The following is an 18,715-nucleotide window of genomic DNA, read 5'->3' as shown; positions in this document are numbered from 1 at the left end:
ATCAGGCGGGCCGGCGGAACTCCGCGCGCCAGCGGAGGCCGCCGTCCGGGGCGACGATCTCCTCGGTGCGTGCCGGGACGAGCGGTCCGGTGGCGAAGGCGTCCAGCTCGGCCCGGGTCAGCGGCCAGGGCGGGCCCTCGACCTCCTCGTCGGCGCGCCGGCCGGCCGCGATCACCAGCAGGGTCCCGCCGGGCGCGACGAGCCGGCCCACCGCCGGGATCGCCCGCTCCCGGGTCCCGGCCGGCAGCGCCTGCACGTTCATGCTCTCCAGCACCAGGTCGAACCCGTCGAGCCAGGCGGCCGGAGGGTCGAGCAGGTCGGCGGTCTCGTACCGGACCGGGGAGCCGGCGTGACGGCGGCGGGCGGTCCGCACCGCGGTGGGGGAGATGTCGAAGGCCACGGTGGCGAAGCCCAGCCGGGCCAGGTGCTCGGCGTCGCGGCCGAAGCCGCAGCCCACCACCAGGGCGCGGCGGCCGGCGCCGTCCGGTCGGTCCCGGTCGGTCCACTCGGCGAGCAGCGAGTGAGGGCTGTCCCGGTCCCACGGCACCACCGCCGCGCCCCGTTCGGCCTCGGCGTAGAGCCGCTCGAAGCGGTCGCCCGGCTCGTCCGCAGCGGCGGCCCGGGAAGACATCGGGCTGTTCACGACGTTGTCCCGCACGGACGCCTCCTCGCTCCAGCCCCCTTCCCGAGGGCGGTGGCACGGACCGCCCGGAGCCTAACCGGACAACGCACCGCACGGGTGCCACAGCTCTGTCGGAGCGCCGGGCTAGGCTCGCTGCGGCGCGCCGCCCGTGGCGATCGAGTTGGGGAATCGACACGGTGACCGGCACCACACCGCCGAGACCTGGGAGTACGACCAGTTGACCGCACAGCCTGAGACCCTGTACGGGGCCGACGACCTGACGCACCTGGAGGGCCTCGATGCCGTCCGGAAGCGCCCCGGCATGTACATCGGCTCGACCGACAGCCGTGGCGTGGGTCACCTCGTCAACGAGATCCTCGACAACTCGACCGACGAGGGTGTCGGGGGTCACGCCACCAAGATCGACGTGATCCTGCACGCCGACGGCTCGGTACGGGTCGACGACGACGGTCGCGGCATCCCGACCGACGTGCACGCCAAGTCCGGGATCTCGGGCGTGGAGCTGGTGCTGACCCGGCTGCACGCGGGCGGCAAGTTCGGCGGCTCCGGCTACAAGACCTCGGGCGGCCTGCACGGCGTGGGCGCCTCGGCCGTCAACGCGCTCTCCCGGCGGTTCGACGTCACCGTCCGCCGTGGCGGCAAGGTCCACTCGATGTCGTTCCGGCACGGCGTACCCGGGATCTTCGACGGCGACGGCCCGGACGCGCCGTTCACCCCTGGCCCCGGCCTCCAGATCGTCGGCGCCATGAAGCGCGGCCAGCGCACCGGCACCTCGATCCGCTGGTGGCACGACCCGCGCTACTTCGAGACGGGCGCCGCGCTCGACACCGAGGCGGTCCGGCTCAAGCTGCGCAACACCGCGTTCCTGGTGCCCGGCGTGGCCTACCGGCTGCGCGACGAGACCGGCGAGAAGCCCGTCGAGGAGAACTTCCACTTCCCCAACGGCCTCACCGACATGGTGGAATACCTCGCCCCGGCCGGCGACCGCCCGGTCTCGGGCACCCTGCTGGTCACCGGCGAGGGCACCTACCGGGAGAATGCCGCCGACGCCAACGGCGTCATGCAGTCGAACGTGCAGCGCCGGGCCGAGGTCGAGGTGGCGTTCCGCTGGGGCACCGGCTACGAGCGCACCGTCGAGTGCTTCACCAACACGATCCGCAACGCTCACGGCGGCACCCACCGCAAGGGCTTCGAGCGGGCCCTGGCCCGCACCCTGGCGGAGGCCGCCCGCAACACCCGCGGCCTGCTCAAGCCCAAGGAGGACGCGCCCACCCTGGACGACGTCCTGGAGGGCATGACCGCCGTGGTGCACGTGCGGATCCCGGAGCCGCAGTTCACCTCGCAGACCAAGGACGAGCTCTCCACCGCGGGCATCACCAAGGTGCTCCAGGGCCTGGTCGAGGCGCACCTCAAGGCGTGGCTGGAGGACCGGAAGACCAAGGCCGAGGCCCGGACGGTGCTCCAGAAGATCGTCGACGCGGCCCGGGTCCGGCTCACCCAGAAGCAGCAGAAGGACGCCGCCCGGCGCAAGACCGCCCTGGAGGGCGCGTCCATGCCGGCCAAGCTGGTCGACTGCCGCGCCACCGGGGTGGATCGCAGCGAGCTGTTCATCGTCGAGGGGGACAGCGCGCTCGGCACCAGCCGGATGGCCCGCTCCTCGGAATACCAGGCCCTGCTGCCGATCCGCGGCAAGATCCTCAACGTGCAGAAGGCGAACCTCCAGCAGGTGCTGGACAACGCCGAGTGCGCGGCGATCGTGCAGGTGCTCGGCGCCGGCTCGGGGCGCACCTTCGACCTCTCCGCGCTGCGGTACGGCCGGGTGCTCATCATGGCCGACGCGGACGTGGACGGCGCGCACATCCGCACCCTGCTCATCACGCTCTTCGCCCGCTACATGCGACCGCTGATCGAGGCGGGCCGGCTCTACGCGGCCATGCCGCCCCTGCACAAGATCACCACGAAGGGGCGCAACCCGCAGACCGTCTACACGTACACACAGGCGGAGATGGAGGCGACGGTCCGCAAGCTGGAGAAGGCCGGCAAGCAGATCGTCACGCCGATCCCGCGGTTCAAGGGTCTCGGTGAGATGGACGCCGACGAACTGTGGGAGACGACCATGAACCCGGCGACCCGGGCGGTCCGCCGGATCACCCTCGACGACGTCGAGGCCGCCGAGCGGATCCTCGAACTGCTGATGGGCGAGAAGGTCGAGCCCCGCCGCAACTGGCTCATCGAATCGGCCGACCTGGTCGACCGCGACGCCATCGACGCCTGACCACCGGGTTCTTCGAAGGGAAAGCTGAACCATGGCACGCCGCAAGGACGACCGCGCCAGGGCGGACCTCTCCGCCTTCGACCAGGCCGGCGCCCGGGTGTTCGACAACCCGCTGGTCAACGAGGTCTCGGACTCCTACCTGGAGTACGCGTTCTCGGTCATCCACTCGCGGGCCCTGCCCGACGCCCGGGACGGGCTCAAGCCGGTGCACCGGCGCATCCTCTGGTCGATGTACGAGCAGGGCCACCGCCCCGACCGGGGCCACGTGAAGTCGGCCCGGATCGTCGGCGACGTCATGGGTAAGTACCACCCGCACGGCGACGCGGCGATCTACGACGCGATGGTCCGGCTCGCGCAGGACTTCTCGCTCAACGTGCCGCTCATCGACGGGCACGGCAACTTCGGCTCGCCCGACGACGGCCCGGCCGCCGCCCGCTACACCGAGGCCCGGATGTCCCGCGAGGCCATGCTGCTCGTCGGCGAGCTGGGCGAGGACACCGTCGACGTCGAGCCCAACTACGACGGCTCGCTGACCCAGCCCACCGTGCTGCCGGCGGCCTTCCCCAACCTGCTGGTCAACGGCGCGTCCGGGATCGCGGTCGGCATGGCCACCAACATGATCCCGCACAACCTGGCCGAGGTGGTCCAGGCGGCCCGCTGGCTGATCAACCACCCGGACGCCACGCTGGACAAGCTCATGGAGTTCGTCCCCGGCCCCGACCTGCCCACCGGCGGGCTGCTGCTGGGCCTCGACGAGGTGCGGCGGGCGTACGAGACCGGGCGCGGCGTGGTGCGGATGCGCGCCCGGGTGGAGACCGGCCCGCTGGAGGGCAGCCGGGGCCGGCAGGCCATCACGGTCACCGAGCTGCCGTACGGGGTGGGCGCGGAGAAGGTCATCGCCGCCATCACCAACGAGGTCAACAAGACCAAGCGGCTGACCGGCATCGCCGACGTCAAGGACCTCACCGACCGGGAGAACGGCACCCGGCTGGTGATCGAGTGCAAGGTCGGGGTCAACCCGCAGGCGCTGCTGGCCGACCTCTACCGGCTCACCCCGCTGGAGCAGTCCTTCGGCGTGAACAACCTGGTCCTGGTCGACGGCCAGCCGCAGACCCTCGGCCTCAAGGAGCTGCTGGAGGTCTTCCTCGACCACCGCTACGAGGTGGTGACCCGGCGCAGCGCGTACCGCAAGCGCAAGCGCGAGGAGCGCCTGCACCTGGTCGACGGCCTGCTGATCGCCCTGCTCGACATCGACAAGGTGGTCCGGCTGATCCGGGCCAGCGAGGACGCCCAGGCCGCCAAGGACGGCCTCATGCAGAAGTTCAAGCTCTCCGAGATCCAGGCCACCTACATCCTGGACACCCCGCTGCGCCGGCTCACCAAGTACGACCGGCTGGAGCTGGAGGCCGAGCAGGAGAAGCTGCGCGGCGAGATCGCCGAGCTGTCGAAGATCCTCGACGACCCGAAGGTGCTGCGGAAGCTGGTCTCCGATGAGCTGGCCGCCGTGGTGAAGCAGTCCGGCGCCGACCGCCGCACCACACTTGTCGACGGCGACCTCAAGGAGGTCCTGGCGGCCTCCGTGCCGGCCGGCCCGCTGGAGGTCGCCGACGACCCCTGCCAGGTCATCCTCTCCGCCACCGGGCTCGTCGCCCGGACCGCGGCCGAGTCGGAGGAGGCCGCCGAGGCGCGCCGGCGCAGCGGCCGGGTCAAGCACGACGCGGTACGCGCGGCGGTGCACTCGACCGCCCGCGGTCGCGTGCTCCTGGTGACCAGCGCCGGGCGGGCCTTCAAGATCGACGTACTCCCGCTGCCGGTGCTGCCCGAGCAGTCCGGCACGGTGTCGCTGCGCGGCGGCATGTCGGCCGCCGAACTGGTGCCGCTGGAGCCCGGCGAGACGGTCGTCGGGCTGGCCCCGCTCGGCCCGTCCGCCGAGGGCTCACCCGGCCTGGCGCTCGGCACCCGGCACGGTGTGGTGAAGGTCTGCGCGCCCGAGTGGCCGGTCCGCTCGGACGAGTTCGAGGTGATCTCGCTGCGCGACGGCGACGAGGTGGTCGGGGCGACCTGGCTCACCGACGGGGCGGAGACCCTGGCGTTCGTCTCCTCGGAGGCGTCGCTGCTGCGCTTCGCGGCGTCCGTGGTCCGGCCGCAGGGCATCAAGGGCGGCGGCATGGCGGGCATCAACCTGCCGGCCGGCGCGCGGGTGGTCTTCTTCGGCGCGGTCCGCACCGACGACCCGGGTCACGGCGAGCCGATGGTGGTCACCTCGACGGGCGCCACGGTCAAGGTGACGCCCTTCAAGGCGTACCCGGCGAAGGGGCGGGCGACCGGCGGCGTGCGCGCCCAGCGGTTCCTCAAGGGTGAGCTGGACCTGGCCGTGGCCTGGATCGGCCCGCGCCCGGTCGGCGCCACCGCCACCGGCGACCCGGTCGAGTTGCCGCCGGCGGATCCCCGCCGCGACGGCTCCGGCTTCGCGGTGATGCTCGGCCCGACGGTGATCGGCCACCAGATCGACCGCGACTGACCGTCACGTGTGGACGGGGCCCTGCGGCTGCGCCGCAGGGCCCCGTCGCGCGTTCGGGGTCAGAGTTCCGGTTCGGGGCCCCGGCGGGAGGCCGGGGTCGTGCCGCGGAGGCGGGCGATCAGGCGCATGCCGTGGTAGATCACCAGCGCGGCGGCGGTGCCCAGGGCGATGCCGTTGAAGGAGAGGTCCCCGGCGGTCAGGGTGTAGTTGGCCGCGCCGACGATCACGGCGACCGCGGCGGTCATGAGGTTGACCGGGTCGTGGAAGTCGACCCGGTTCTCGATCCAGATCCGGGCGCCCAGGACGGCGATGAGGCCGTACAGGGCCGTGGTGGCGCCGCCCAGCACGCCGGCCGGCACGGTGAGGATCAGCGCCCCGAACTTCGGGCAGAGCCCGAGCAGCACCGCCGCGAACCCGGCCACCCAGTACGCGGCCGTCGAGTAGACCCGCGTGGCCGCCATCACGCCGATGTTCTCCGCGTACGTGGTGGTGCCGGAGCCGCCGCCCGCGCCGGCCAGCACGGTGGCGACGCCGTCGCCGAGGAACGCCCGGCCCATGTCCCGGTCCAGGTTCCGCCCGGTCATCGCGGCGACCGCCTTGACGTGCCCGGCGTTCTCCGCGATCAGCACCAGGATCACCGGGATGACCAGCACCACCGCGCGCAGGCCGAAGCTCGGCGCGTGGAACTGCGGCAGGCCCACCCAGTCGGCCTCCTTCAGCGCGGTGACCGCCGCCGGGTCGAGCTTGCCGAGCAGCGCGGCCAGCACCCAGCCGATCACCACGCCGAGCAGGATCGACAGCCGGGCCAGGAAGCCGCGAAAGAGCACCGTGGTGACCAGGATCGCGACCAGGGTGATCACCGCGATGAGCGGCTGTGACTGGAACCCGGTGCCGCTGCCGCCGCCGTCCCAGGCCACCGGGGCCAGGTTGAGCCCGATGAGGGCCACGATCGCGCCGGTGACCACCGGCGGCATGAGGGCGTCGATCCAGCGCGCCCCGGCCACCTGCACCACCACGCCGACCAGCGCCAGCGCCGCGCCGGCCACCACGATGCCGCCGAGCGCCGCACCGATCCCGCCGTCGGTCTTCGCGGCCAGCACCGGGGCGATGAAGGCGAACGACGAGCCCAGGTACGACGGCAGCCGGTTGCCGGTGATCAGCAGAAACAGCAGGGTGCCCAGCCCGGAGAAGAAGAGGGTGGTGGCGGGCGGGAAGCCGGTGATCAGCGGCACGGTGAAGGTGGCGCCGAACATGGCGACGACGTGCTGCACGCCGACGCCGACCGTCCGCGGCCAGGAGAGCCGCTCATCGGGGTGGACCACGTCGCCCGGGGTGACGGAGCGCCCGTCACCGTGCAGGCGCCACGGGGACCAGCGGGAGGTGGGGGACTGGGTCATGCTGCGCCCTTCGCGTCGTCAGGTGACGGGGGCGTGATCGACCCTGAGAGTTGTTTCTAGCACGGCGCCGGCCCGGGCCCGGGGGCGGCTCGGCGTCAGGCCACGCCGGTGGGACGGAACTGGACGCTGACCCGGGGGCCGACCGGCCGGGCCGTCTTCGGGATGGCGTGCTCCCAGGTGCGCTGGCAGGACCCGCCCATCACCACCAGGTCGCCGTGCCCGAGCGGGAAGCGCAGGCTGGTCCCGCCGCCGCCCCGGGAACGCAGCAGCAGCGGCCGGGGCGAGCCGAACGAGACGATGGCCACCATGGTGTCGGTGTGCGCGGAACGGCCCTGGGTGTCGCCGTGCCAGGCCACGCTGTCCCGGCCGTCCCGGTAGAGGCACATGCCGGCCGTGACGAAGGGCTCGCCCAGCTCGGCCGCGTAGTGCCGGGTGAGCGTGTCGCGCGCCGCGGTGAGCACCGGGTGGGGCAGCGGCCGGCCGGCGCCGTACCAGCAGAGCAGGCGGGGGACGGCGACCTCGGCGTCGTACATGGTGCGGCGCTCGGCTCGCCACGGCACCTCGTGCAGCAGCGTGTCGAGCACCGCGTCGGAGCCCGCCACCCAGCCGGGCAGGTGGTCGACCCAGGCGCCCCGGCTCAGCTCGTGCCGGCGCAGTCGGCCGGCGAGCGGGCCCAGGGAAGGGCCCTGCTCGGCGAGGTCGAGCATCGAGGGCTGGTACACGCCGCCGATCCTACCCTGCTCTCGTACAGGCGTACGAGGATCGGTGCGAGCGCCGCCCGGCGGCGACCCCGGCTACCACCGGGTAGGGTGCCCCGGGTGACAAGCACCCCGGCCACCCGCGCCACCCGGCTGCCGTCGCTCACCGGGCTGCGCTGGATCGCCGCCCTCCTGGTGTTCGCCTTCCACGTCGCCACCATGCGGATCGTCGCGGAGCCCGGCGTCAAGGCGGTGCTGGACCGGGCGTTCGCCCTCGGCCTGTCCGGGGTGGAGTTCTTCTTCGTCCTCAGCGGATTCGTGCTGGTGTGGTCGTACCGGGACGGCGAGCCGCGGCACACCTTTCTCCGTCGCCGGCTGGCCAAGATCTACCCGAACCACCTGGTGACCTTCGTGGTGGCGTTGGCCGTCGCGTTCTGGTTCGCCGACCCGGTCGCCCCGTGGGCCGCGATCGGGAACCTCCTGCTGGTGCAGGCGTGGATCCCCGTCGACGGCTACTTCTACAGCGTCAACAACGTGAGCTGGTCGCTCTCCTGCGAGTTGGCCTTCTACCTGTGCCTGCCGCTGGTGCTGCCGTGGCTGCGCCGGGCCCGCGTGGGCGTCCTGTGGGCGGCGGTGGTCGCCGTGCCGCTGCTCATCCTCGCCCTCTGGCCCGCCCAGCTCCTGGTGCCCGAGGAGAGCCGCTGGTGGTTCACCCAGATCTTCCCGGTCACCCGCTCCGTCGAGTTCTGGATGGGGGCGGCCGCCGCGGAACTGCTGCGCCGGGGCCGCTGGCGGGGGCCGAACCTCGCCGCCGCCAGCCTGCTGTTCGTGGCCGTCTGGGTGGTCGCCGCGCAGTGGATCCGCGCCGAGTTCTGGGCGGCCCTGCTCGCGGTGGCCTACCTGCTCGTCATCACCGCGGCCGCGGACGCCGACGTCCGGGGCCGGCGCACGCCGTGGCGGGCCCGCCCGATGGTCTGGCTCGGCGAGGTCTCGTTCGCCTTCTACCTGGTGCACGTGCTGGTCATGACCACCGTGCTGCGGCTCACCGGGGACTGGGGCACGGGGCTGCGCGGGTGGTGGGGGCCGCTCGCGGTGCTCGGTCTCCTGCTGCTCAACCTGCTGCTCGCCGCGGCTCTGCACCACGGGGTGGAGATGCCCCTGATGCGCCGCCTCGGGCCGCCGCGCCGGGCCCGTCCGGCGGCGGCCACCGCCGCGCCGGCGCCGTCCGTGCCCGCCCCGCGGGCGGCCCCCGCCGCCATTCCGGCCAGGTCTGTCGAGTACGCCGGGCGGCGCGACCCGGGCTAGCCGTGCGCGCCCTGCCGGCGTAGCGCGCGCCGGCGGATCCGGTGAGGCCGCCGCGCCCGCGCCGGCCGTCCGTCCACGCTGGACGGCGTCGGATGAACGGATGGCGCGACACGCCCGGCGGCGGTGCGATGTGGCGGCTTCGGCGGTAGTTTGTACCCGTGCTGCCGATCGCGCTCACCTGTCCCGTGTGGTGGGTGGCGCGCTGGATCGCCCGCACACTGGCCAGCCTGGCCGTCCTCGCCGCCTGCTCGTTCGGCGCGGCGGCGCTGCCTGTCGGCGGCGCCGCGACCGCACCGGTGGCGTCCTCCGCGGTGGCCCCGGTCGAGGGCCTGGCCCTCCCGCCCGGTGCCGCCGCGCGACACCTCGGGGACGGAGCGGGCCGGACCGTCGCCGGACACGATTTCCGGTACACCGCCCGCCGGACTGTCGCCGGACCGGACTTCCGGGCCGCGGCCGGTCCGGCCGCCGGCGCGCACGATGCCGGAAGCGGCGCCGACCTCGACCGGGCGGCCGTGCCGGCCGATGGGCACACGCCGATGGCCGCGACGCGACCGGCGGACCGGCCTGTCGTGCTGGCCGGGCTGGTTCCCGCGACCGTCGGCTCCCGGGCCCCGCCCGCCCGCTGACCCGCCCGTGGGCCGCTGGCCCGCGCCCGCCGCACGCACCGAACCTCACCCCCGCACCCGCCCGTCCGCGGCCCGGCACCGGTTCCCGGTGCACCCGCCGCTCCCACGGCTCGTGCGGACACCTCTCCGCCACGTTCTCTCCCGTGAGGTGCCGACCATGCCGCAGACCGTTCTCTACCGATTCCTGACCGAGGTCCCCGAGGCCGCCGCGATCTGGTCGGCCCTGCTCCTGCTGGCCCTGGGCCTGCTCGCCGTGCTGGTCGCCCGCCCGGAGCGGGACGACGGGACCGATCCGGTGCCCGACCCGGTCGCCGAGGAGGCCGCCCGCCGGGCCGACCTGCGCCGCTACGCCGACGAGGTGGCGGTGGCCGCCACCGGGGCCGCGCAGACCGCCCGGAGGCGGCGGGAGCAGTGGCTGGCCGCCCAGGACGAGGCGGACCGGGCCTGGCGGGCGTACGACGAGGCCGAGGCGTCCGCCCGCCGCTTCGCCGGTGCCGCCGCGCTGCCCGCACCGCACACCCCCCGCACACCGGCCGAGTACGCGGCCCGGGAGCGGTGGCTGCACCACGCCGCGATGACCGCGCACTGGCGGGGCGACCTGAGCGCCCGGCAGCTCGCCGACGTGCTGGCCCACCGCAACGGGTGGGACCCGCGCCGGCACCCGGCCGAGCAGGAGATCGTCCTGGCCCGGGCGGTACGCGAGGGCCGCCGGGCCGGCTGGGCGGCGGCCGCCGAGCGGGAGCGGCGGGCGTGGCGGGACGCCGAGCTGGCCGCCGAGGCGGCCCGGATCCTGGCCGCGGAGGCGTACGCGGCCGCCGACGCGCTCCGACCCGCCCTGGCGGGCGACGCCGCGGGGACGGTGCGGGGGCGGGGCGAGGCGGCGCCGGCTCCGGTCCCGGCCGCCGTGCCCGGCGCGCGCTGGCGCCCGGCCCGGGCCGGCTGACCGGCGAGGTCGGCCGAATCGTTATCCGAATTCGGTGAGCCCGGTCACGCCGACCGCGGAAACGGTCATCGGTGCCGGGCTGGGCGATTGACCCCCGCAATTCCGCGCCGGTCGCCACCGGATGTCCGCTTTTTGCCGCGCGGTACCGCCGTAACTGCTCGTCCCATTGAGTGAAGTGAGTGACCGACTGTTCCGATATCCGTAGTGGTGCACGAGGTTTACGCAGGTGGGACTGCTTGGCAGCCGGCGTACCCACCGGTAGTGTCGGCGCGTCCGGAGCGGTTTTCGATCGCAAGAGGCGACGCCGCGCCGACCCGCCTAATCGTGCTCTCACGAACCGGGGACCCACAGCAACACCGGGGTGAATCCGCGGGCCAGCCCGCGGTAGGGCGTACTTCCCGCCCGAATCCGTCAGCTAACCCGGTCGGCGGTCACGGAAGGAGTGCCATTCCTCGTGCCCACCCCCCGCTCGTCCCCCTGCCTCCACGGCATCGCGGTGCCGGCGCTCGCCTGACGGCGACCGAACCCGGCAACCCGCCCGATCGCCCGGCCCCCCGGGCGCTCCCCGTTCCGCGGCCATCCGCCCCGCAGCGCGCGTGAGTTCCTCCGCGCGCCGGGCCGGCGCGTGCCGCTCACGCCCCGTGGAGGAAACAGTGAAGCACCACCTGAAGCGTCAGCTGCGCCGCCTCGTTACCGAACGCCCGTACCAGATCGTCGCCGGCTCGGCCGCGGCGCTCGTGCTGGCCGGCGGCGCCAGCGCCGCCGTCGCCGCCACCGACGACGCCCCGGCCCCCCGGGAGAACACCGCAGCGGTCGCCGAGCTGGGCTCCCGCCTCGGTGAGGTCGCCAGCCGGGGCGAGGCCCGGGTCGCCGCCCCGTCGCCCTCGGTCTCGCCGAGCGCGTCGCCGTCGGCCGCGAAGCCGGCCGCCAAGGCCGCCGCCGACCCGGACACCACCCCGAAGGCCAAGCCGAAGCCCCCGTCGACAAAGGTGCTCGACTACACCTACGAGGCGCAGACCGCCTACTGGAACTGCGGCCCCGCCGCGGTGCGCAACGCGCTCAGCGCGAGCGGCGTCGAGACCACCCAGGACGCGATGATCGCCCCGCTGAACGCCGGCGAGAACGGCACCAACTCCGCCGAGGACACCACCCGCGGCCTGAACCAGATGGTCAAGGGCAACCCGTACCGGACCCACATGTTCGGCGGCTCCGCGAGCCCCGCGGAGATCGACCAGCTCCAGGCGGACGTGGTCAAGGCGATCACCGACGGCCGGGGCGTGGTGGTCAACATCGCGGGCGACGCCACGGACACCGACGGCGGCTGGCACTCGTTCCCGGGCGGCCACTACATCGCGGTGATCGGCTACAAGAACGACGGCCGTACCGTCCGGATCGCCGACTCGGCGAACCCGGCGCTGCCCGAGTACTGGATCAGCACCATCGACCTGGCGAACTGGGCCGCCACCCGCGGCTACTCCGCCTGAACCACCCCTCCCGTCGGGCACCGGCTCCAGCGAGCCGGTGCCCGACGTCGTCCGCGCGCGTGTCCGCTCTCGCGCCGGCTGTCCGTCCGGTGGCACACTGCGCCCTATGGGCGACGAGACGGGTACCCGCCATCTGCTGCTTCTGCACGGCATGGGCGCCACCGGTGAGGTGTGGCTGCCCTGGGCGCCGCTGCTGGAGCGACACTGGGCGGGGCGCTGGCTCGCCCCGGACCTGGCCGGGCACGGCTGGTCGCCGCCGCTGCCCGGCTACTCCTTCGACGGCCTGGCTCAGCGGGTGGTCGAGGGGCTCGGTCCGGTGACCGAGCGGCTCGGCCCCCACGACCGGCTCGTGCTGCTCGGGCACTCGCTCGGCGGGGTGGTGGCGCTGGCTCTGGCCGCGCGGTCGCGGCGCCTGCCGGTCGACGCGGTGGTCGGGCTCGGCATCAAGGCCGTGTGGTCCCCGGCCGACCTGGAGAAGGCCCAGGAGCTGGCCGCCCGCCCGGTGACCTGGTTCGCCACCCGGGACGAGGCCGCCCGCCGCTACCTGCGGGTCTCCGGGCTGACCGGGCTGTTCGCCCCCGACCACCCGGTGGTGGAGGCGGGGCTGCGCCGCGAGGACGGCCGCTGGCGGCTGGCCATGGATCCGGCGGCGTTCGCGGTGGGGGAGCCCCGGCTGCCCGCGCTGCTGGGCGCCACCGACGTGCCGGTGCTGCTGGCCCGCGGCGAGCAGGACCCGATGGTGACCGACGCGCAGCTCAAGGAGTTGGGCGTCCCGGTCGCCACGCTGCCGGGGCTGGGCCACAACGCGCACGTGGAGGACCCGGCCGCCGTGCTCGCCCTCCTCGACGCGTACCTCTGACCGCCGGGCTCAGGCGGCGGGGGAGGGGACCGGCGAGCCGTCCCGCGGGGCGGGCGCGGTCCAGTCCGCCGCGAGCTGCCGGCGGGCGGCGTCGAGGAACACCTCGGCGTACGACTCGGCCGGGAAGTCACCCAGGTAGCGGACCCGGGTGGCCCAGCGGTCCGCCGCCTTCGGGTCGGTGTCCAGCAGCTCGGTCAGCACCTCGTCAACGTTGGACATGTCCCGGCGCAGCACGTAGCCGGAGCCGGCGAGGGGGAACCGCTCGACGAAGTGCTCGCCGTCGACGCCCATGTCGGTGACCGCGTACGGCTTGCCGGAGTAGAGCCAGTCGGAGATGACCCCGGAGACGTCCGAGACCAGCGCGTCGGCGCGGTTGACGCACTCGGTGAGGGTCAGGTCGCGGCCGGCCGCCGCCCCCCACAGGTGCGCCCGGCCGGTCTTCGCCCGGTCCGCGGCGAGCAGCTCGGTGAGGCGGGCCAGCTGCCGCGCCGAGGCCGGGTTCTGGGCCGTGTAGGGGTGCGCCCGCAGGATCACCGTGGCCCCCCGGTCGAGCAGCCGGCGGATCACCGTCTCGGCCACCGGCAGCGAGCAGTAGTTGGCGTCGGCGTGGTGCCCGGTCCAGGTGGGCGTGTAGAGCACGGTCGGGTGGGCCGGGGCGGTGGCGGGCTCCCGGCGTACCTCGATGGCCTCGACCTGGGGGCGGCCGACCACGACGAACTTCTCGGCGGGGATCTCCACGCCGGCGCGGGCGTACCGCTCGATGGCCGCCGGACCGGCCACGAAGATCTTGTCGAAGATCGCCGAGACCGGGTTGGCGCTGGGCGCCTTGTCGCTGTCGCCGTGGTGCAGCTGCACGTGGGTGAGTTGCGAGAAGCGGATGCAGTGGCTGTTCTTCGCCCCGTGGTTGACGTAGAAGGCCGCCCGCAGGCTCGGCACCAGGGCCTCGTCCATGGTCTTCAGGGTGGGGCAGAAGACCACCGGCGCGCGGGTCGCGGCGGCCACGGTGGGCAGGAACTCGGGCTCGCGCAGCAGCACCATGAACGGCCGGCCGATCCGCTCCAGGTAGGGCAGCCACATGGTGACCTGGTACTCGGAGCCGGGCGGGGCGGAGAAGTAGAGGACGAACTCGGGCTGGTGCCGGCGCAGCGCCCGGCCCACCGGGCCCCCACCGGCCGGCGGCCGGAACCGGCGGCGGGCCAGGTCGAGGCCGACCGCGCCGCAGCCCGCCGCGACCAGCAGCGCGGCCGCCAGGGCCACCCACGCGGGCAGGGCCAGGCCGGCGGCCAGCGCCACGAGGGCGAGCAGCACCAGCAGCGCGTCGCCGAGCCGGGCGGCGACCAGCGGGGTCCAGGACCGGACCGGCAGGTTGGCGGCCCGGATCTCCAGCGCGCCGGCGTCGCGCAGCGGCCCGACCAGCAGCACCAGGCCGAGCAGGACCAGCGCGGTGGCGGCCAGGGCCGGGTCGAAGCCGGCGTCCAGGCGGCGGGCGTAGCCGACCAGGATGCCGGCGGCGACCAGCACCGACTCGGCGAGGCCGTCGGCGGTGGGCCGGACCCGGCGCTCCCAGGCGGTGGCCGCGAGGGCGGCCACCGCGACCGCCAGCCCCCAGCCGGTCGCGCCGGTGAGCGCCACGACGAGGAAGGCCAGCACCGCCAGCCCGGTGGTCAGCACCCGGGCGAGCAGCTTCCGGACCAGGTCACCACGCATCTGGCTCGTCCCGTCCGCGGCTCAGGCGTCGACGCCGGTGGGCAGTTGCTCGGCCGCGTGCGCACCCGCCTGGGCGGGCACCGCGGCCACCGGCTCGCCGGGCGCCCGGCGGACGTCGATCACCTGACCGGTCAGCTCGGAGATCAGCACGTCCAGGGACGCCTGCGCGACCGCCTCGGCGGAGAGCAGGGTGTGCTCCGGCTCCTCGCCGAACGCCTTGGTGCGCATCGGGGTGGCGGTGCGCTCCGGGTTGACGCAGTTGACCCGTACGCCGAACTCGGCCCACTCGTCGGCGAGCGCCTGGGTCAGGTTGACAAGCGCGGCCTTGGTGGCCGAGTAGAGCGCGTAGCGCGCCCGGCCCCGGGTGTAGGAGCTGGAGGTGTAGAGCAGCAGCTGGCCCTTGGTCTGCTGGAGGTACGGCAGCGACTGCCGGGCGATGGTGACCGGGCCCACGAAGTTGACGTGCAGGAGGCGCTCCATCGTCTCCTCGTCCATCTCCGCGAGGGCGCCCTTCTCCAGGATCCCGGCGGTGACCACCACGTGGTCGATCCGGCCGGTCGCCTCGAAGGCGGTCTTCAGCGCGGCGGCCACGTCCTCGGCGCGCTCGACGTGGGTGCCGGTGGTGGAGCGGCTGAACGGGAAGACCTGGGCGCCGTAGCGGCGGGCCAGCTCGGTGAGGTCGTGGCCGATGCCGTAGCTGCCGCCGAAGACCACGATGGTCCGGCCGGTCAGCTCCTCGGAGTAGCTGCGGTGGTCGGTCAGCTTGGGCACCTGGGCGGCGGCGAGCTGGAAGAGCTTGTCGGCCAGGTGCACGTCGACCGGGTGGGTGACCTTGATGTTCTCGTCCGAGCCGTCGATCACCTTGATCGGCGTGCCGGGCAGGTAGCGCAGCACCACGCCGCAGTCGTCGGTGGCGGCGAAGTCCGGGTCGCCCTCGGCCCGCCGGTACGCCTCCCGGATGGTGCCGGAGCGGAACGCCTGCGGGGTCTGGCCGCGGCGCAGCGTGGCGCGGACCGGGATGCCGGTGATGCAGTCGTCCTCGTCGACCTGGATGATCGTGTCGGCGGACGGGATGGCCACGTCCACCGCCGAGTAGGTCCAGAGGGCGTTCACGCACTCGCGCACGATTCGGGCGCTGACCAGCGGGCGCACCGCGTCGTGGAAGAGGATGTTGACGTCGCCCTCGCCGACCGCGTCCAGCGCGATCCGGGTCGTGTCGTTGCGGGTGTCCCCGCCCTCGATCACCTTGCTGACCTTGCGGAAGCCGGCGTTGGCGACGATCCGCTCGGCGTCGGGCACGTGGCCGGCGGCCATCAGCACGATGATCTCGTCGATCTCGGGCGCGGCCTCGAACACGGCCAGGGTGTGCTCGATGATCGGCTTGCCGGCGATCTTCAGCAGCTGCTTCGGGATGCCCAGCCCGAGACGCGTCCCGGTCCCCCCGGCGAGGATCACGGCCACCGTCCGCGAGGGGCGCCAGGGTGCCGGGCTCGCCGGCGCGGCGTCCGGTGCGGGGGTGCGGTCCTGCGTCATTGCCGTTCCTCACTTCTGCGGGTGGATGGGGTTTTGCGACTGGATGACCGGGTGGTGAACTTTCGCCGGCAACCAGGAAACCTTAACGCGTACGACGGAGCGCACCGACCCGGGCGAGCCCGGGACCGGTGCGCTCCCGGACGGCTACTTCTGGTTCTCGTAGGCGTCGCAGACCTCGTCGGTGGGGCCGTCCATTCTGAGGACGCCGCTCTCCAGCCAGATGGTCCGCTCGCAGGTGTCCCGGATCGAGCTGATCGAGTGGCTGACCAGGAAGACCGTGCCGGCGCTGTCGCGCAGCTCCCGGACCCGCTGCTCGCTGCGGGCCCGGAACTTGCGGTCACCGGTGGCCAGCGCCTCGTCGATCAGCAGGACGTCGTGCTTCTTCGCCGAGGAGATGGCGAAGCGGAGCCGGGCGCCCATGCCGGAGGAGTAGGTGCGCATGGGCAGCGAGGCGAAGTCGCCGCGCTCGTTGATCCCGGAGAACTCGATGATCTCCGGCGCGAGCCGCTTGACCTCGTCCGGCGTCATGCCCATGGCGAGGCACCCGAGCACCACGTTGCGCTCGCCGGACAGGTCGTTGAGCAGGGCCGCGTTCACGCCGAGCAGGGACGGCTGGCCCTGGGTGTAGACCGCGCCCCGGGCCGGCGGGAGCAGGCCGGCGATGGCCCGCAGCAGTGTCGACTTTCCGGAGCCGTTGCTGCCGATCAGGCCGATGGCCTCACCCTCGTACGCGGTGAAGCTCACGCCCTTGACCGCGTGCACCTCGCGGATGTTCGGCGCCTTGGTCCGGGACACGATCCGCTTGAGCGCGGAGACCGGGGTGGTGCCGCCGGTGGCGCCCTTGTGGATCTTGTAGATCACGTGCACGTCATCCACCACGACGGTGGGGACGCGCCCCGAGTCCACCACGGCGGCGCTGCCCGCCGGCTGCGTGAGGTCAGCCACGGCCGTACTCCTCTTCTCCGCGCCAGAAGTAGACGAACCCGCCGATGCCCATGACGACCGCCCAGAACAGGCCGAGCGCCCAGAGCCGCAGGGGGGAGCTCACCAGGTTCGCCTGGTGCGAGTCGAGCAGCGAGTACCGGGCCAGCTCGATGAAGACCAGCGGCGGGTTCCATTCCAGGACGGTCGCCGCCCAGGGCGGCAGGTGCTGCCGGAAGAGGGAGACCGGGTAGAGCACGCCGGAGGCGTACAGCCAGGTCCGCATCACGAACGGCATGACCTGCTTGAGGTCGGTGACCTTGGAGCCGAGCCGGGCCATCACCATGGTGAGCCCGACGTTGAAGATGCTCTGCAGGAGCAGCATGGGGGCGATCAGCAGCCAGCGGAAGGTGATCGGCTCGCCGGTGAGCACCACGATGACGGCCAGCACGATCATCGACATGAGCAGCTGCTGGAGCTGCACCAGGGTGACGGTGATCGGCAGCGCGGCCCGGGGGAACTGGAGGGCCCGGATCAGACCGAGGTTGCCGGTGATCGCGCTGGTGCCGTTCTGCACCGCGGTCTGGGTGAACATGAAGATGAACACGCCGGTGCACAGGTACGCGATGAAGTTCGAGACGTTCCGGTGCTGGGACAGGATCACGCCGAAGATCAGGAAGTAGACCGCCGCGTTGGTGAGCGGTGTCAGCACCTGCCAGAGCTGCCCGAGCTGGGTGTTGCTCAGCGAGGAGGCGACCTTCGCCCGCGAGTACGCGGTCATGAAGTGTCGGTACGCCCACAGCTTCCGGGCGTACTCGGCCAGAGGCGGGCGTTCCCCGGCGACCCGCAGCCCGTACCGCTGGGCGAGCTGGGCCCGGGTCAGCCCGGATTCGGGGTCGGCCACCGCGGTGTTGGCCATGGTCAGGCGCTCCGATCTTTCGTGCCGATGGGGAGCAGGAGATGTGTCGCGGCGTTGAAATCTAGCGTGGCCGGGCGGGGGAGGGTGCCTCGCTGCTGCGTGGAAGGTAGTCCAAAACACGTCGGGACGCAACCGTACCGTCGTTGCGCTACATTGTCCCACGTGACGACCGAGAAGAGGCGTGCCCCGGCCGGCGCGGCGGTGCTGCGCGGGGAGATCACCAGTGCCATCCGCGCCGCCGTGATGCAGGAGTTGGCCGAGGTCGGCTACGGCCGCCTCTCCATCGAGGCGGTGGCCCGCCGGGCGGGGGTCAGCAAGACCGCGATCTACCGCCGGTGGCGCTCGAAGCTCGACCTGGTGCTCGACATGGTCTCCGCTGCGGCGGGACGCAACCTGCCGCTGCTGGACACCGGGAGTCTCCTCAGCGACCTGGAGATCCTGCTCCACGTGATGGCCCGCGCGCTGCGGCACCGGCTGGCCTCGCAGATCATCCCGGACCTGCTGGCCGAGGCGGCCCGCAACCCGCAGATCGCGGAGAAGCTCCAGGCCGCCCTGGACGACTACCAGCAGGCCGTCGGCCGGATCCTCATCGGCCGCGCGGTCGAGCGGGGAGAGCTCTCCCCGGACACCGACCGGCGCGCCGCGGTGGACCTGATCGTCGGTCCGGTCTACTGGCGGATGGCCATCTCCCGGGCGCCGCTGGACGTCGAGGAGGTGCCCCGCCTGGCCTCCGCGATCGTCGCGGCCCTGCGGGTAGCATGCTTGGGGCCTGTCCGCGACGAGGTGGAAGTCTGACCCCCGGTCGCGTCGTCGGGGGCCGGCCCGTCGATCATGAACAGCAGAGAACAACTGGCCGGACATTGAACGCGACCAGGTTGTTTTCA

15 protein-coding genes and 1 riboswitch are annotated in these 18,715 nt (G+C 73.4%); of the genes, 8 read left to right on the top strand and 7 right to left on the bottom strand.

Going from position 1 to position 18,715, the window contains the following annotated elements; translation table 11 throughout:
- Nucleotide 1 precedes the first annotated feature (1 nt).
- Nucleotides 2–658, bottom strand: coding sequence for a class I SAM-dependent methyltransferase (locus tag GA0070603_RS09835; RefSeq protein ID WP_244282472.1), 657 nt, complete (start codon nt 656–658; stop codon nt 2–4).
- 202 nt (nt 659–860) lie between these two features.
- On the opposite strand from GA0070603_RS09835, the gene GA0070603_RS09830 reads away from it, so the two are divergent.
- Nucleotides 861–2,918: a DNA gyrase/topoisomerase IV subunit B gene (locus tag GA0070603_RS09830; protein WP_091321746.1), complete on the top strand. Its 2,058-nt coding sequence runs from the start codon at nt 861–863 to the stop codon at nt 2,916–2,918.
- A 31-nt stretch (nt 2,919–2,949) separates the two neighbouring features.
- A complete protein-coding gene (locus tag GA0070603_RS09825; RefSeq protein ID WP_091310568.1) occupies nt 2,950–5,439 on the top strand; it encodes a DNA gyrase/topoisomerase IV subunit A in 2,490 nt (829 codons plus the stop codon).
- Nucleotides 5,440–5,498: 59 nt separating this feature from the next.
- Here the strand turns inward: GA0070603_RS09825 and GA0070603_RS09820 are convergent, their stop codons facing one another.
- Both GA0070603_RS09820 and GA0070603_RS09815 read right to left on the bottom strand, forming a co-directional pair.
- Nucleotides 5,499–6,836, bottom strand: a complete 1,338-nt coding sequence (locus GA0070603_RS09820; RefSeq protein ID WP_091310565.1) for a uracil-xanthine permease family protein — start codon at nt 6,834–6,836, stop codon at nt 5,499–5,501.
- Between the two features lie 95 nt (nt 6,837–6,931).
- Nucleotides 6,932–7,567: an alpha-ketoglutarate-dependent dioxygenase AlkB gene (locus GA0070603_RS09815; protein ID WP_091310562.1), complete on the bottom strand. Its 636-nt coding sequence runs from the start codon at nt 7,565–7,567 to the stop codon at nt 6,932–6,934.
- An 87-nt stretch (nt 7,568–7,654) separates the two neighbouring features.
- Between GA0070603_RS09815 and GA0070603_RS09810 the strand changes: the two genes are divergently transcribed.
- The 5 genes from GA0070603_RS09810 (at nt 7,655) to GA0070603_RS09790 (ending at nt 12,751) form a co-directional block, all read left to right on the top strand.
- On the top strand, nt 7,655–8,839 hold the full coding sequence (locus tag GA0070603_RS09810) for an acyltransferase family protein (protein WP_091310559.1): 1,185 nt from the start codon (nt 7,655–7,657) through the stop codon (nt 8,837–8,839).
- 158 nt (nt 8,840–8,997) lie between these two features.
- Nucleotides 8,998–9,465 carry a hypothetical protein gene (locus GA0070603_RS09805; protein WP_091310555.1) on the top strand — a complete coding sequence of 156 codons (468 nt, stop codon included), beginning with the start codon at nt 8,998–9,000 and terminating at the stop codon, nt 9,463–9,465.
- Between the two features lie 157 nt (nt 9,466–9,622).
- On the top strand, nt 9,623–10,408 hold the full coding sequence (locus tag GA0070603_RS09800) for a hypothetical protein (RefSeq protein WP_091310552.1): 786 nt from the start codon (nt 9,623–9,625) through the stop codon (nt 10,406–10,408).
- A 305-nt stretch (nt 10,409–10,713) separates the two neighbouring features.
- Nucleotides 10,714–10,853: riboswitch (cyclic di-AMP (ydaO/yuaA leader) on the top strand.
- 196 nt (nt 10,854–11,049) lie between these two features.
- A complete protein-coding gene (locus tag GA0070603_RS09795; RefSeq protein WP_208862850.1) occupies nt 11,050–11,892 on the top strand; it encodes a C39 family peptidase in 843 nt (280 codons plus the stop codon).
- Nucleotides 11,893–11,998: 106 nt separating this feature from the next.
- Nucleotides 11,999–12,751: an alpha/beta fold hydrolase gene (locus GA0070603_RS09790; RefSeq protein ID WP_091310545.1), complete on the top strand. Its 753-nt coding sequence runs from the start codon at nt 11,999–12,001 to the stop codon at nt 12,749–12,751.
- A 9-nt stretch (nt 12,752–12,760) separates the two neighbouring features.
- On the opposite strand, the gene GA0070603_RS09785 is transcribed toward GA0070603_RS09790, so the two are convergent.
- From GA0070603_RS09785 to GA0070603_RS09770, 4 genes are all read right to left on the bottom strand, one after another.
- On the bottom strand, nt 12,761–14,458 hold the full coding sequence (locus GA0070603_RS09785; protein ID WP_091310542.1) for a CDP-glycerol glycerophosphotransferase family protein: 1,698 nt from the start codon (nt 14,456–14,458) through the stop codon (nt 12,761–12,763).
- Between the two features lie 21 nt (nt 14,459–14,479).
- Nucleotides 14,480–15,991, bottom strand: coding sequence for a bifunctional cytidylyltransferase/SDR family oxidoreductase (locus tag GA0070603_RS09780; RefSeq protein WP_091310538.1), 1,512 nt, complete (start codon nt 15,989–15,991; stop codon nt 14,480–14,482).
- A gap of 144 nt (nt 15,992–16,135) precedes the next feature.
- A complete protein-coding gene (locus GA0070603_RS09775) occupies nt 16,136–16,936 on the bottom strand; it encodes an ABC transporter ATP-binding protein (RefSeq protein WP_091310534.1) in 801 nt (266 codons plus the stop codon).
- On the bottom strand, nt 16,929–17,831 hold the full coding sequence (locus GA0070603_RS09770) for an ABC transporter permease (RefSeq protein ID WP_091310531.1): 903 nt from the start codon (nt 17,829–17,831) through the stop codon (nt 16,929–16,931). Before GA0070603_RS09770 ends, GA0070603_RS09775 begins: the two co-directional genes overlap by 8 nt.
- 162 nt (nt 17,832–17,993) lie before the next feature.
- Here GA0070603_RS09770 and GA0070603_RS09765 point away from each other — a divergent pair, with 162 nt between their 5' ends.
- Nucleotides 17,994–18,626, top strand: coding sequence for a TetR/AcrR family transcriptional regulator (locus GA0070603_RS09765; protein WP_091310527.1), 633 nt, complete (start codon nt 17,994–17,996; stop codon nt 18,624–18,626).
- Nucleotides 18,627–18,715: the final 89 nt, after the last annotated feature.

The sequence above is a fragment of the Micromonospora chersina genome, assembly GCF_900091475.1.
In the GTDB taxonomy this organism is placed as follows: Bacteria; Actinomycetota; Actinomycetes; order Mycobacteriales; family Micromonosporaceae; genus Micromonospora; species Micromonospora chersina.
The sequence above is the reverse complement of the archived record's forward strand: the minus strand, read 5'-3'. Positions and strand labels throughout refer to the sequence as shown.

Bases quoted from the DNA above. Each gene is read 5' to 3' on its own strand.
- GA0070603_RS09785 (WP_091310542.1), bottom strand. From the start codon at position 14,458: ATGCGTGGTGACCTGGTCCGGAAGCTGCTCGCCCGGGTGCTGACCACC.
- GA0070603_RS09825 (WP_091310568.1), top strand. From the start codon at position 2,950: ATGGCACGCCGCAAGGACGACCGCGCCAGGGCGGACCTCTCCGCCTTC.
- GA0070603_RS09780 (WP_091310538.1), bottom strand. From the start codon at position 15,991: ATGACGCAGGACCGCACCCCCGCACCGGACGCCGCGCCGGCGAGCCCG.
- GA0070603_RS09790 (WP_091310545.1), top strand. From the start codon at position 11,999: ATGGGCGACGAGACGGGTACCCGCCATCTGCTGCTTCTGCACGGCATG.
- GA0070603_RS09820 (WP_091310565.1), bottom strand. From the start codon at position 6,836: ATGACCCAGTCCCCCACCTCCCGCTGGTCCCCGTGGCGCCTGCACGGT.
- GA0070603_RS09770 (WP_091310531.1), bottom strand. From the start codon at position 17,831: ATGGCCAACACCGCGGTGGCCGACCCCGAATCCGGGCTGACCCGGGCC.
- GA0070603_RS09800 (WP_091310552.1), top strand. From the start codon at position 9,623: ATGCCGCAGACCGTTCTCTACCGATTCCTGACCGAGGTCCCCGAGGCC.